At 44.8% G+C, this 14,552-nt stretch carries 13 protein-coding genes; 5 read left to right on the top strand and 8 right to left on the bottom strand.

The genetic code is table 11. The annotated features are described in order from the left end of the window. Window positions 1-31: 31 nt before the first annotated feature. The 7 genes from L4D76_RS01310 to L4D76_RS01280 form a co-directional block, all read right to left on the bottom strand. Window positions 32-475, bottom strand: a complete 444-nt coding sequence (locus L4D76_RS01310; protein WP_428439128.1) for a cytochrome c3 family protein — start codon at window positions 473-475, stop codon at window positions 32-34. Window positions 476-520: 45 nt separating this feature from the next. Further along, a complete protein-coding gene (gene nrfD / locus L4D76_RS01305; RefSeq protein WP_428439127.1) occupies window positions 521-1,507 on the bottom strand; it encodes an NrfD/PsrC family molybdoenzyme membrane anchor subunit in 987 nt (328 codons plus the stop codon). Then, entirely contained in the window at window positions 1,504-2,181 is a 678-nt protein-coding gene (locus L4D76_RS01300) for a 4Fe-4S dicluster domain-containing protein (protein WP_428439126.1), read from the bottom strand. The genes nrfD and L4D76_RS01300 overlap by 4 nt, the downstream gene beginning before the upstream one ends. Further along, a complete protein-coding gene (locus tag L4D76_RS01295) occupies window positions 2,181-2,768 on the bottom strand; it encodes a cytochrome c3 family protein (protein ID WP_428439125.1) in 588 nt (195 codons plus the stop codon). Before L4D76_RS01295 ends, L4D76_RS01300 begins: the two co-directional genes overlap by 1 nt. 98 nt (window positions 2,769-2,866) lie before the next feature. Next, window positions 2,867-3,955 carry an ethylbenzene dehydrogenase-related protein gene (locus L4D76_RS01290; RefSeq protein ID WP_428439124.1) on the bottom strand — a complete coding sequence of 363 codons (1,089 nt, stop codon included), beginning with the start codon at window positions 3,953-3,955 and terminating at the stop codon, window positions 2,867-2,869. A gap of 310 nt (window positions 3,956-4,265) precedes the next feature. After that, window positions 4,266-5,969 (bottom strand): FAD-dependent oxidoreductase, encoded by a 1,704-nt coding sequence (locus L4D76_RS01285; protein WP_428439123.1) that lies wholly within the window; start codon window positions 5,967-5,969, stop codon window positions 4,266-4,268. Between the two features lie 316 nt (window positions 5,970-6,285). Next, the gene (locus tag L4D76_RS01280) at window positions 6,286-6,471 is read right to left on the bottom strand and encodes a YgaP family membrane protein (protein WP_428439122.1); all 186 of its coding nucleotides are present in this window, start codon (window positions 6,469-6,471) and stop codon (window positions 6,286-6,288) included. A gap of 152 nt (window positions 6,472-6,623) precedes the next feature. Between L4D76_RS01280 and L4D76_RS01275 the strand changes: the two genes are divergently transcribed. The 5 genes from L4D76_RS01275 (at window position 6,624) to L4D76_RS01255 (ending at window position 12,335) form a co-directional block, all read left to right on the top strand. Then, a complete protein-coding gene (locus L4D76_RS01275) occupies window positions 6,624-6,947 on the top strand; it encodes an ArsR/SmtB family transcription factor (protein ID WP_428439121.1) in 324 nt (107 codons plus the stop codon). After that, window positions 6,944-7,360 (top strand): YeeE/YedE family protein, encoded by a 417-nt coding sequence (locus tag L4D76_RS01270; RefSeq protein ID WP_428439120.1) that lies wholly within the window; start codon window positions 6,944-6,946, stop codon window positions 7,358-7,360. Before L4D76_RS01275 ends, L4D76_RS01270 begins: the two co-directional genes overlap by 4 nt. 36 nt (window positions 7,361-7,396) lie before the next feature. Continuing rightward, window positions 7,397-7,849, top strand: a complete 453-nt coding sequence (locus tag L4D76_RS01265) for a DUF6691 family protein (RefSeq protein ID WP_428439119.1) — start codon at window positions 7,397-7,399, stop codon at window positions 7,847-7,849. A gap of 65 nt (window positions 7,850-7,914) precedes the next feature. Continuing rightward, window positions 7,915-11,286, top strand: a complete 3,372-nt coding sequence (locus tag L4D76_RS01260) for an efflux RND transporter permease subunit (protein WP_428439118.1) — start codon at window positions 7,915-7,917, stop codon at window positions 11,284-11,286. Continuing rightward, complete coding sequence (locus L4D76_RS01255; protein WP_428439117.1) at window positions 11,283-12,335, top strand: efflux RND transporter periplasmic adaptor subunit; 1,053 nt, start codon at window positions 11,283-11,285, stop codon at window positions 12,333-12,335. Before L4D76_RS01260 ends, L4D76_RS01255 begins: the two co-directional genes overlap by 4 nt. Before the next feature lie 49 nt (window positions 12,336-12,384). On the opposite strand, the gene L4D76_RS01250 is transcribed toward L4D76_RS01255, so the two are convergent. After that, window positions 12,385-13,995, bottom strand: a complete 1,611-nt coding sequence (locus L4D76_RS01250; protein ID WP_428439116.1) for an NAD(P)/FAD-dependent oxidoreductase — start codon at window positions 13,993-13,995, stop codon at window positions 12,385-12,387. Window positions 13,996-14,552: the final 557 nt, after the last annotated feature.

Raw genomic sequence — 14,552 nt, 5'->3', positions numbered from 1 at the left:
CCAGACTTCTTCGTTAACTTATTCGCCCTGGTTATTTGGTCTTGCTGATAAGCGGATGCACAAACTTAGGTGAGTCTGAATAGAGGTTTAAATAGCTTTCTAACCGCATTGAATAGAAACCCTCTAACTCCTCGTCTTCCTCTTCATGGCAGTCGGTACACATCTCTTTCGGATCAGACTCTTCGTGAGGCAAATGACACTCGACACATTCCATCTGTTCACTATCTTGGTGTTTGATATTATGCTGGCGACCGTCTAGATTGGCCAATGTATCGTGACACTCAACACAGCTCAGATATTCAAACTCCAGATCCTCAGATGGCTCTTCTCCTTCATGGCATTGGCCAGCACAAGTCTCATCCAGCAAGTGAAAGTTAGCTAAGTTTTTTTCATCAGGATTAGGTAAATCTTCAGCCCAACTAATTGAGCAGCTGAAAGTAAGCAGGCCAAACAGCATATATTTGATGATGTTCATAAATGTGTCCCCTTAATCATTCTATCGTGTGGCTTAATCAGAAAATTAAGCCACCACCATCTGTCCAGCGTATAAAATAAACATTCGAAGCGACATGACACCCACAAGCGTAAATACTGGCAAAATCACCATGAATGCTTTTGTCTGTCGGGTATTATCGGAACAAACTGCTTTGAGTAAGATTGGTAATACGATTCCAGTACCGATAACGCCAATCCAAAAAACATATGCCCAGAAACTACCAAATACCGCTAGATTAATGGCTTCTTGCTCAGCGTGCACACCGAAACTCATCCCGATGATCAACATCATTAATAAGGTCACTTCTGCGATAATCACGGGTTTCTCAATACGATGGCTTAAGGAAAGCCCAAATGTTTCTGTATTGGCAGAAAAGAGGGTATAAGCCATCAAAACAGATGCAGCAATACCGGATGAAATACCTGATGCTAAGAACAATAAAGGCAGTATTGGCTGGTTTAACATAGGGTAAGAAACCAGAGCAGAAAGTAGGAAACCGGTATACACACCTAGCAGTATCGACAAGATAACTAAAACGATATCGAGGTATTTGTCTAGTTTTTCTAGCTGAGCCAATATTGATAGCACCGCTTTGTTGCTTGCGATACGAGGTGCAAATTTACTTACAAAGCTAAGAATTTCCGTTTTAAAGATCACCATGATCCACGCAAAAACAGCCATTTGATAGAGTATAAAGAGCGTAACCCCGCGGCCCATTACCGAATATGGATTAGAGAATTGATAAACAATGACTTTCCAAAAATCGAGAGGCTTGGTTAAATCCACAATCAGAATTAGCAACCCTAAGATCACCATTGATGCCGCCAAAATAACCGCACTGATAACCAAAGGATTTTTTGAAAGTGCTGCTTTATCTTGCTCAAAATGTTTGATAGCTAACGCTAAGCACATCGCACCCGATGAAATCCCAAGAACAAAGAGGTAGATTGCGATAGGCCAGTGCCAAACTAGCGTGTCGAAGTGAAAGGCGCTATTCAATGATTCCATCATGACTGGACCTCGTTGAATTGATCGGGAACACGGAGCATTTTAGGTTTCGTACCTAAATACTTTTTGTAGCGGTAGACGGCTTTATTTTTCAGCGCGATGTTAATGCCACTTTGCGGATCATTGAGATCACCAAAAATGAGTGCTTGTTTTGGACAAGCTTGAACGCAACTCGGAAGCTCACCATCTGCCAATTTTGATTTTCGGCAGAAATCGCATTTATCTGCAGATTTTGTTACAGGATCAATGTAGCGTACTTTATAAGGACAGGCAGCAATACAATATTGACAGCCAACACATCGTTCTGGATTGACGTCTACAATTCCCGTTTTCTTATCAATATATGAAGCGCCAGTCGGGCAGACGTTGACACATGACGGGTTTTCGCAATGCTGACAAGATTTTCTAAAGAAGCTATAACGAATATCGGGAAATTCACCAATAGGTTCACTTCTAATAATTTCAAGACGAGTAACGCCATCAGGCACGTTATTTGTTTCTTTGCAGGCTTTGACGCAAGCCTCACAGCCGATACATAATGATTCATCGTGGATCATGGCATATCGTTTACCATCAATTTCAATTGTTTGGATAATAGATGTGCCCGCAACGCCTGTCGTTGCAATCATAGCACCAGCACCTAAGCCGATCATCAGTTTGCGTCTAGAGTGATCCATTATTGATCTCCTTCTAGTGCTTGGCCTTCTGTGTGACAATCAACACACAGTTGTATTCTGGATTTTTTCTCAATGCCTATAATTGGGTCAACATCAGTATGGAGGCTATGACAAGACGCGCAGTTGATCTGTTTAAAGTGCACATCATGCGTCCATTCCGCTTGTCTGAGATCTTTTGGAGAGTGGCAAGCGATACATTGCTTGTTCTGAGATTGAGCACTTATATTTGAATGCTCTGAAAAGCTAATAAAGCTAGCTTCGTCTTTTGGATGAGCGCCCTTGTTTTCGTGGCAAGCCGTACAATTGTTATAAAATTTGCGGCTCGAGTGGGCACCAACACTTTTGATTGGCTCAATGTCTTTTAGTAAACGTTGCTTTTTATGACAGCGAATACAACGCTTATTTTCTTTGATCAGAATAGCCATTTCGTCGTCATTGTTAATCTGTGAGCTGAAGATCTGATCGGCTTCTTCGCTATTTAATGCTGCTTTACTATTTATGGCTTCTTGTGCGTAGGAAACAGAAGATGAACAGAGAACGAATAGGCTCAAAATAATGAAACTGGAAAAACGGAGTAATTTAGCCATAGTAATTCTCGTTCTTATCTTTATTCTGCCATTTAGCAGATTTTAATAAGGCCAACATAGCGCTGGCCTAAATATTAACGTCTCAAATACTGTTTAATTTATTTGAATTCTAAATTCATTACTCCACGGTGGAAGATGTGGTTGATTTGAGAGTTGTCGAATACCGCCACACCAAATGGGTAAGCTTTATTCATATCGTTAAACTGAACGTCTTGAGTTTCAGCGTTGCTACCAGTAGTAACAAGCTTACGTTTCATTTCCAGCGTCCAAACACCATCTTTCCATACAGCACCAACATCTATATCACCACGAGAACCTGTGAATGGTGCTCCGGTTAAGCCTGGAATACGGTCTGATGCATTGAAGTCGGCAGTAAATGGTTGTTTTTCGGCTTCGTGGATAAGAAGCGTATCTGCTGTTAGTTCTGGTGTAACGAATGCAGGTTGGCCATCTTTAATATTATTAACATAACCGCCACCAGTCTTATCATCACCTTTACGTCCCCAACCTTTGTTTGCTTTAGGGTCAGTATTGCTGTCTACGTATTGGTCATCTAGCTGATCATGCGCGCCGGTACGGACACCTTTCCAGTGCCACATATCAATGTATTGGCCTTCTTTGGTGAATTTACGAGCTGGGTTTTTGTCATCTCTTCCGGCAATTTTACCGTCTTTAGAGCGGTGACACGCGGCGTTACAGCCTTTTTCAGCAAAACCGTCTGCATTGATATTCCAAAATACTGCGAATTTATCTTCGTAATAGGTATTATCGTGACCAGTACTGTCTTTGTTGACCATTTGCTTCCAACTATTATCGTCCTGTTTTACCCAGGGGAAGCGGTCAATACTTTTAGTTGGATCATTATAACTTATTAAGAAATAAACAAATTCTTTATCATAGAGTGACTTAATTTCCACTGTTGTTTTTTTCATACCTTCATAGCCATTGTTTGGCTTGTAGGGCAGTTTACCTAACTTGATTTTGGCTGCTTTTATATCATTCCAAACAGCGTCAATTTGACCATCGATAGTAATTTCTGACGTGGTCTTAGTACTTTCTAATGTAGTGTTTTTTGCCTGAGCAAAACTTACGGGGACTGCCGCTAAAGCAATTGCGGTACTAATAGCAAGAATAGAAGGTCTCATATTAAGCTCCTGATGGCTTATTAATTTTATTTTCATAATCATAATAGGAACTAAAAGAACTTTTTCGTTTGATCAAAGTCACTAAATAAAAATCAGGTTAGGTTGGTTAAATAGGTTTGTGATCCTGCGCTTAAACCCGTTAAGCATAATTACATTGAATGCATGAGGTTGATAAATATAATTATCATAAATTGGTATTGTTGCAGTGCGAAAGATACCCGGTCTTTTGATCTGACCAAGCAACTCGGTAGTTATTGGATATAATATTAACACCTGCTTACTCTGACGACTGAAGAATCGATAGGAAAGGCTTCTTCAGTCGTCACATGTCAAAATTACAAAGTATTAGCCGTTATGCTTTAGCAAACTTGTATGTACGATAACCACCAATTAAATTGCGCGCTTTAAAGCCATTGTTAACGAGTTGGCGATAAGCAACGTGACCACGTAATCCGACTTGGCAAATGATGATGATCTCTTTGTCTTTTGGTAACTCGTGCATACGGTGACGGAGGCTGTCTACTGGAATGTTAATTGAGCCTTCGATGTAACCGACGTTTTCAAGTTCTGCTGGGTTGCGTACGTCTAATAGCAATTGGTCATCAGACAGTTCATCAATCTCATCAAAGTGGATCGGTATTGCATCGCCTTTAATGATGTTGTTAGCCACAAACGCCGCCTGGTTGATCACATCTTTAGCACTGCCATAGGGTGGCGCGTAAGTCAGTTCGAGGTGTTGAAGTTGCTCAACCGTCATGCCTGCACGTTGTGCGACGGCCATGATATCAATACGCTTATCAACGCCATCTTTACCAACCGCCTGAGCACCAAGGATTTTACCTGTTTCTGGATCGAATAGCATTTTGAACGATACGATTTCAGCACCAGGGTAGTAGCTTGCGTGGCTCGCAGTATGGACATAAACCTTTTCGTAGTTGATGCCTTCACGCTTAAGCGATTTTTCATTTTTACCTGTCGATGCAACCGCTAAATCGAAGATCTTACAAATCGCAGTGCCTTGCGTACCTTGATAAGTCTCGCTGCGACCAAGCATGTTGTCGGCAGCCATACGACCTTGGCGGTTAGCCGGGCCCGCAAGCGGAACAAGAGTAGGGTTACCTGTAACGAAGTCGGCTTCTTCGACAGCATCACCAACCGCGTAAATAGAAGGATCGCTGGTTTGCATACTTTCGTTGGTATAGATGCCGCCAAGTTCACCAATTTGTAAGCCTGCTTCAGCAGCCAGTGTTGTTTCCGGGCGCACGCCGATAGCCATGATTAAGATGTCGGTGTTGAACGTATCGCCATTATTCAGGCTAAGCGTAAGCTCACCGCATAGGTGTTGGTGTGCAGGGCTTTCGCCTGCATCTTCATTGGCGACAGAGTCGCTAGGCTTATACTCAACAGACTCAAGTGCTACACCCAAGCGGAGATCAATGCCTTTATTGCGAATTTCTTGATGTGCAATCCCCGCCATCTCTTTATCAACTGGCGTCATTACCTGATCGGCCATTTCAACCAGCGATGTTTTGATGCCTAACTGGTGGAAGGCTTCCATCATTTCAAGACCGATAAAACCACCACCCACAACCGTTGCGTGTTCAGGCTTGTTCATCTCGATAGTCTTGATGATCTTATCCATGTCCGGAATGTTACGCAGAGAATGGGTCAGCGGGTTATCAATGCCAGGAATCGGCGGAACGATAGGTGCCGCACCAGGGCTTAACAATAGGAAGTCGTAACTTTCGACGTATTCATTGTTGTCTAGCGTGTTGCGAATGGTGACCGTTTTTTCAGAGCGATTAATGCTAATCACTTCATTCATCACGCGAACATCAACGTTAAAGCGAGCTAAGAAGCTTTCTGGCGTTTGCAGAAGTAGCTTACTGCGATCCTGAATGTCGCCACCAATATGATACGGTAAACCACAGTTAGCGAATGATACGAACTCGCCACGTTCAAACATGATGATTTCAGCTTCTTCGCTTAAACGACGAGCACGAGCTGCAGCAGAAGCACCACCAGCAACCCCCCCGATAATCAGGATCTTAGTCATTTATTGTTCCCTTATGATTTTGTTTTGAACTAATGATAAAAATAGTATACCCAAGTAACCTCAAGATGCTCGTTTCAGCGAGAATTTCCAGGCGCTTAGGTCAGGCGCTGATTTGCAGATATAGCGCTCTACATCAAAAATCAGCAACGCAACGTTAGTGCCTGGAAAACTCGCCCTTCGGGAGTGATCCAGCCAGCCCACTTCTGTGTCAAATGCACTCGAAAGGACCCGTCATTCCTTCGCACATTTTCCTTGAATTGAACTGGCTGGTATCACTCTGAATCCTGCATCTTGAGGTAACTTGGGTATAAGTAGTTTACTTAAATCCAAGCTTGCCTAATAGAGTAGCAGCAGGACAAATACCGCTAAATGCACTCTGGATCAGGTTGGCTCCGATAAACAAAGTAAACCAGTAAAAATACGGATGCACCCAGAGTGTCAATGCAACGGAAATAAAGATCATGATACCGGCAAAAACCCGGACGGCATTCTCTAGTGACATAACTTGTCTCCTTCAGTCGCTGTAATTGATGAAAACTATAAACCCATACTTTAGCGATGTCTAATTTATTTTCAGCTAAATTAGGCTTGACTTAACGTTGTTATTTAGTAACCTCTAATGTAGTTCTTTCTGTGAAATCCCGAGGGGCATACATGATTGATGTGAAGAAAATGCGTTGCCATGCCGATGAAGTGACTGAATGGTTAAAATTACTCGCTCATCCTGAGCGATTAATGGTGTTGTGTCAGTTAACTCAAGGTGAAGTGGCTCTGACGGAGTTGCAGCAGAATTCTAACCTTGGACAATCAGCGCTTTCTCAGCACTTAGCCATACTGAAAACCCATCAGCTGGTGACTTTCCGTAAGGAGTCACAAAAGGTGTTTTATTCACTGGCAGATCAAAAAGCACGGCTGTTACTTGAGACACTGCAGGATATTTGTGGTGTTCATAAACAAAATCTGGAGATAAATAAATGACGTTTGAAATCCCGTGGACGGCACTGGCAGGCGGTATGTTATTGGGTCTGTCTGCATCGCTATTATTGGTGGTCAACGGGCGCATTGCTGGTATCAGCGGTATTTTGGCAGGATTGTTAAAACCAACTAAAAATGAGTTTTCGTGGCGTTTGCTCTTTGTGTTCGGAATGTTGGTTGCCGGTCTGATTTCACCCTGGCTGGGGTTTGAATTACCTGAATCATTACCTATGACGTCAACGCTATGGGTAATTGTGGCCGGCCTTCTGGTTGGTATGGGCACTAAGCTAGGTAACGGCTGTACCAGTGGTCATGGTATTTGCGGCATGGGGCGTTTGTCTAAGCGCTCGATTGTGGCGACGTGTATTTTCATGGTAACGGCGGTAGCGACTGTTTTCATTCGTCTTCATGTGTAATTCCGGTTATTTAGGTAATTGGTATAAGAGGTAACGATGTTTTCACGATTTGTATCTTTAATTGCAGGCTTATTATTTGGCCTGGGCATGATGATTTCAGGAATGGTTGATCCGAATAAGGTGATTGGTTTCCTGGATGTTGCTGGCAGCTGGGATCACAGCCTGGCTTTTGTGATGGGCGGTGCGCTATTGGTGTTTATGCCTTTCTATTTTCTGGTGATCAGAAAAATGGATAAACCGGTTTGTGAAGCTGATTTTCACCTGAGTAAAAATAACCAAATTGATAACAAGCTGATCACTGGTGCGGTTTTGTTTGGCTTAGGTTGGGGTATTGCCGGTATTTGTCCCGGTCCTGCGGTGACGTCGCTATCGGGAGGTAACCCGACCATTTTACTGTTTATGGTGAGTATGCTGGCAGGTGTTTGGCTTGCGTGTAAATGGACTGGTATGAGATCAAGTGAACACAACAAATTAGCGAGTGAAAAATAACCGTAGTTAGCGGAAACGATTAATGTAGAACTGCGGGAAATGTGATTGGGAAAGAGGGAATGACAATGGCCAAGCACGTCGATCAAAGCCTGATAAGTAAATTTCTTAACAGTTATTTCCCGCCGATCCTTATTTTATTGGCACTTATTGCGGGTACTGCAGCCCTGTTTCTGACTCCTCGTGAAGAAGATCCGCAGATCAACGTGCCGATGGCCGATGTACTGATCCAGGCTCCCGGGCTTTCGCCATCACAAGTTGAAAATCAGATCACCCAGCCACTCGAGAAGTTACTGACTCAGATAGAAGGCGTCGAAGATGTCTATTCCGTCTCTCTCAAGGGAGCCGCTCAGGTAATTGTGCGTTTTTATGTCGGGGAGCACCGCGAAGAAGCTTTGGTGAAGCTGTATAACAAGATCTATTCCAATCAGGATCTCGTGCCGCCGGCAGTGAGTCACTGGGCTATTAAACCGGTGGAGATTGATGATGTCCCCGTTGTTGTTACCGCGCTATATAGCACTAAGCCAGAACTGACTGGTAATGCTGAACTGCGCCGTATTGCCGAACAGGCCGTAAATCAACTGCAGGCGTTAGATGATACAAACAAAGTGTCCGTGGTTGGCGGTCAGCCGCGTACGATTCAGATAGCTCTAGATTCGACCGCAATGTCGAGCCGAATGACAACGGTTGACGATATAAAGCAAGCCTTTGCTTTGACTAACCAGCATCAGCAAATGGGCAATATTCATCAACAAGGGCAAGTCTATCAGCTCGAAAGTGGCCAGTTTTTCCTTGATAGCCAGGATGTTGTTAACGCGGTTGTCAATGTGGTGAACGGCCAGCCTGTTTACCTGCGAGATATAGCCAAGGTGACTGATGGGGCGGATGAAGCTGACAACCAGACCTGGTTTAGCTGGGGGCCTGCTGCCAACCAATTCGGCCAGCAAGCACCGGAACCTTATCCGGCAGTATTCATCGCTGTCGCGAAACAAAAAGGCAGTAATGCGGTATGGGTTGCTSATGATGTAACTGCCGAACTGGAAAATATGGCCAGCACGCAATTTCCGGATCATGTCAAACTGTCGGTTATTCGCAACTATGGTGATACGGCTAATGAAAAAGTCGGCAACCTGGTTTCCAGCTTAGGTATTTCGATCCTGACTGTGGTGGTGTTTGTCGGGGTATTTTTAAACTGGCGTTCTGCTCTGGTGGTAGGTATCGCTATTCCTATCAGTTACGGTGCTGCGCTGGCGATGGATCTGGCTTTTGGATACACCATAAACCGGGTCACGCTGTTTGCCCTGATCCTCGCGTTAGGTTTGATTGTCGATGATCCGATTGCCAGTATCGATAATATAGAACGTTTTCTGAAACGCAAAGGGCTGAGTAAAACGGACGCCATTGTGCTGGCGATGGCAGAAATTCGCAGTGCATTGCTGATGTCGACAGTCGCAATCGTGATTGTCTTTACCCCGATGTTTTTCATTACGGGAATGATGGGCCCGTATATGGCTCCATTGGCCTTTAACGTACCCGTGAGTGTGGTGTTCAGCACCATTGTGGCCTTTTTTATTACTCCCTGGCTGGCAAAAAAAATCCTCAAAGGCGCGCAAGAAAGTGGGCAGTATCAGGTAGAAAACACGCTGTTATATCGGCTGTATGACAAAGTGCTCACGCCGTTGCTAAGCCGTAAACGTAACAGTGTCATTTTTCTTGGTGGTGTTGCACTTGCCTTTATTGCCGCGGCAATGCTTCCGGCACTGCGGATTGTGCCGCTAAAACTGTTGCCCTATGACAATAAAAATGAGTTTCAGCTGGTATTGAATATGCCGGAGCAAAGCAGTGTGGAGCAAACATCAAACGCTCTGACCGATTTTTCTGACTATCTGCAAAGTGTGCCTGAGGTTGTTTCTGTTTCCGGTTTTGCGGGTATTGCATCCCCGATGGATTTCAACGGCATGGTGCGTCATTACTTTATGCGAAATCAGCCTAGTCAGGGCGAGCTTCGTATTGTGCTGGCAGAAAAAAATCAACGTCGGCAGCAGTCACATGAAATCGTCACTCGCTTACGCCATGATCTGGAGGCCATTGCGTTCAGGCATCGCGCTGATATTCAGCTGGTGGAAACGCCTCCCGGCCCGCCAGTGATTGCAACGCTCGTCGGCGAAGTGTATGGCCAGCCCCATACCTCTTACCGTGAATTACAATCTGCCGCACAAGTGGTTGCAGGGCGCCTGAAACGTGAGCCTTTTGTCTCGGAGGTCGATACTTCCATTCAGGGACAATTGGAAAGCTGGCAATTCATTGTCGATCAGGAAAAAGCAGCACTATCCGGTGTTTCCGTACAGGATATTAATCTGACGCTTGCGGCGGCAAGTCAGGGAAGTATTGTCAGTTACCTTCAGCATCCCTATGAGATTAATCCGCTTCCTATTGAAATTCGGTTACCCCGTAACAACCGTGATGATCTCAGTGAGCTGGAAAACCTTTATGTGCGAGGTATGGCTGGCATTACCAAGCGGATCGAGCAAGGGCGTCTGGTAGATGCAGGGCAACCTATTGTTCAGTTATCTGAGTTGGGACATTTTGAAAAGAACACTGCGCCTCAGCCGATTTATCGTAAAAATTTACGGCCTGTTGTGTATGTGTATGCTGAAGCTGTCGGGCGGGTTCCTGCGGAAGTTATCGCTGATGTGGCCGTCGATCAAGAAAATACAAATCAAAATCAGCCCGAAGGCGGAGAGATTAATCCGTTAAGTGCGCGTACATATCTCAATAATGGTGGCGGAGATAGCTGGACCTTACCTTCTGGTATTTCAGTGAAATGGAATGGCGAAGGGGAGTGGAAAATCACCCTGGATGTTTTTCGCGATCTGGGTATTGCTTATGGCGCGGCCTTATTGGGTGTCTTCGTTGTGATGGTACTGCAGACGGGGTTACCTGCGGTCTCCGGCATCATTATGCTGGCGATACCATTAACTGTTATCGGCATTATGCCTGGGTTCTGGGTATTGAATATGCTGGGCACCACAGAGATCAATGGCATCCCGAATCCGGCACTGTTCACCGCAACAGCCATGATCGGCATGATCGCCCTGGCGGGGATTGTTGTGCGTAACTCGCTGGTATTGATCGAGTTTATTCATCAGTCATTACGGGAAGGTGAGCGATTAAAACAGGCATTGTTAAAGGCCGGAGCCGTCAGGATGCGACCGATCCTGCTTACCGCGGGAACAACATTGCTCGGGAACATCGTCATTACCCTTGATCCGATTTTTAACGGCCTGGCCTGGGCGATCATCTTTGGTATTTCGGCATCAACCTTATTTACGTTATTGGTGATCCCCGTGGTTTATCATCTGGCTTATGTCAACCAACCGGGGCATGGATTACCACAGCGAGAAGCCCGTTCAGAACAACAAGAGGAGCTGCAATCATGAAAAAGCAGGTATTAACGATAGCTGCGTTTATCGGCTTGGCGATTCTGTTTTTCGCGATGTCCGGAGGTTTTGTGGCAAAACTGGATACAATAAATCAGGATTTACCGGGAGAGCAACTGGCCAATAGAACCACGGTGACAGTAGCGATCGACATACTGCCTGTCTGGCAATCTTATACCGGTACTATCGTTGCCGATCAGCAGGCAACCTTGTCGGCACGTTTGACTGCTCAGGTTGCCGAGGTTTTGGTGGATGTGGGTGATGAGGTCAAAGCGGGTGATATTCTGATCCGCCTCGATAACCTGGATCTCGATGCCCGTGTTCGCCAGACCGAGCAAGCCCTCGCCAGTATGCAAGCGCAGCTGAACGTAGCCCGTAAAGAGTACACGCGAACAAAGGCACTGATAGCGAAAAAGTTAGTCGCACAATCTAAATTGGATGATGCATTAAGTGCTTTGCAATCGGCACAAGCCAATTTCAGAAAAACCCAGGCGTCCTTGGAGGAAGCACAGACAACGTATGGCTACAGTATTATTGCGGCCCCCTTTGACGGTGTGATCACTCAGAAGCTGGTAAATAAAGGGGATATTGCCTCGCCGGGTGTGGCAATGCTGAGTTTATATAATCCGCTGACGTTGATGATGGAAAGCGATATTGCAGCCAGCAAGCGTTACTTACTGAAACTGGGCCAGCAGTGGCCGGTGAGTTTGCCTGAGCAAAATATTTTGCTAGCTGGCGTCATTAGTGAAATTACCCCTGCGTCGGATACCGGCTCGCGCAGTGTGGTGGTGAAGCTGGCGTTTGAGAACAATCAACAACCGTTATATCCCGGACTGTTTGCCCGGGTGACGATCAAAACAGATGAGCATCAGGCGCTGATCATCCCGCAGGCGAGTACTTATCGCATTGGTCAGCTCCAGTATGTCAAAGTTGTTGACGGTGATCGCGTGGTTCCGCGCCTTATTGAAACCCGGCCATACAATGATCAGCAACTTATTGTCCGTAAAGGGGTGACAGCAGGCACTGTGCTATTGGCAGAGCCGAGATAGGCTCTGCCTTATTTCACTGATTTACATGAGAGAGTATTGAGATAAGACGTTAGTTAGCTTTTACCATATCCAGCGCTACCGCTTCGGCGATTTTAATACCATCGATACCCGCAGATAAAATACCACCTGCGTAACCAGCACCTTCACCCGCTGGGTATAAACCTTTCGTGCTTAGACTTTGGTAATCAGCACCACGCTTGATTTGCACAGGCGAAGAAGTACGTGTTTCAACACCTGTTAGCATTGCGTCAGCTTGTGCAAAACCACGGATTTTCTTGTTAAATGCAGGCAAAGCTTCACGTATTGCTTCAATGGCAAAATCAGGCAAGCTCGTGCTTAAATCGGTCATTGTCACATCCGGTTTGTACGAAGGCTCAATTTGACCGAAAGGTTTTGCATCAGCACCGGCTAAAAAATCGCCAACACGTTGTGCAGGTGCTTGATAGGTACTGCCACCAAGAATATAAGCGTTACGCTCTAATTTACGTTGTAATGCGATACCTTGCAGCGGATCATTATTAAAGTCACTTGGTGCAATACCAACCACAATTGCACTATTGGCATTGCGCTCACTACGCGAATATTGACTCATGCCGTTAGTGACAACAGCTTCTGTTTCTGAAGTCGCGGCAACCACCACACCACCTGGGCACATGCAGAAACTATACACTGAACGTCCATTCTTACAGTGGTGTACCAATTTGTAATCGGCAGCGCCTAAAATCGGGTGGCCCGCATTAATGCCAAAACGCGCTTGATCAATCAGTTCTTGTTTGTGCTCAACACGGAAACCAACAGAGAAAGACTGTGCTTCAAGATGGACGCCTTTATCATGCAACATCTGCACAGTATCGCGGGCACTGTGGCCAATTGCTAACGTTACATGCTTGGAGTTAATGACCTCACCACCGTTAAGGGTTACACCCGTAACCTGGTTATCTTCGATATTGATTTCATCAACACGCGTTTCAAAACGAATTTCACCGCCAAGCTCCAGGATTTTTCTGCGCATGCGCTCAACCATAGTCACCAGCTTGAACGTACCGATGTGTGGCTTGCTCACATAGATAATTTCTGCAGGCGCACCAGCAGCCACGAACTCTTGCTTTACTTTTAAGCCTAGGAAATTTGGATCTTTCACTTGGCTGTATAATTTACCGTCAGAGAATGTACCGGCACCACCTTCACCAAACTGTACATTTGATTCGGTATTCAGTTCACCTTTACGCCAAAAACGGAACGTATCTTTTGAGCGTTCATGTACTGATTTACCACGCTCTAAAATAATCGGTTTGAATCCCATCTGGGCAAGAATCAAGCCAGTAAACAGACCACATGGACCCATACCAATGACAATTGGACGCTCTTGCAAATCAGCAGGTGCTTGTGCCACATACTTATACGTTGTATCTGGCGATTTCTTAACTTGCTGATCTTGTGCAAAGTGACTTAATAGCGCTTCTTCATCAACATCGGTCAGGGTTACATCAAGCGCATAAATTAAAGTGATCACATTACGTTTACGAGCATCATAACCACGTTTAAAGATATGAATGTCGACAAGCTGCTCTGCCGTAATCGACAGTTTATTGTAAACAAAATTGCGCAATGCATCTTCATCATGATCTAACGGTAATTTAACTTCGTTCAGACGTATCATCGTGTGTTCACCTAACAGGACATATGGTTCATAATCTAGGCGCGCAGTTTACGTGATCTAGATCCAAATTGAAATTAGCAGGGCACACATGCAAGGTGCTAAAGAACCGTGCATTTTACTCATAATAAAATCGGCTAAAAAGCGGGTTTTAAAAGCGAGTATCGAATGTGCGTTACCTTCCTGCGTGCATATTCCTGAAAAATTACTGTTGATGACAAAGCATCTAGAGTTGGGCAGTTAGAACGATGATTAAGGCTTATATTGAATGAATAGCAGTAGCAAAGAGGCCGTGCATATTATTCTTAACTAGAAACTAGAAACTAGAAACTAGAAACTAGAAACTAGAAACTAGTATATTTACTCATTAATTATGATTGATTGAACAGATTAGATTTTTATCGATGAAGCCAAACCGTCGTCATCCTTGCTCTTTGTTATCCATTGAAGCGCTTAATGCTGATCTTTTCATTATCGATTGGATTTACAGTAGCGATTATCGGGGATCCACAGTCCACTGAACCTTCCGTGCATGATGGATCCCTGATAACCGCCAGGTA

Source organism: Photobacterium sagamiensis (assembly GCF_050337085.1).
Classification (GTDB): Bacteria; Pseudomonadota; Gammaproteobacteria; order Enterobacterales; family Vibrionaceae; genus Photobacterium; species Photobacterium sagamiensis.
The sequence above is the reverse complement of the archived record's forward strand: the minus strand, read 5'-3'. Positions and strand labels throughout refer to the sequence as shown.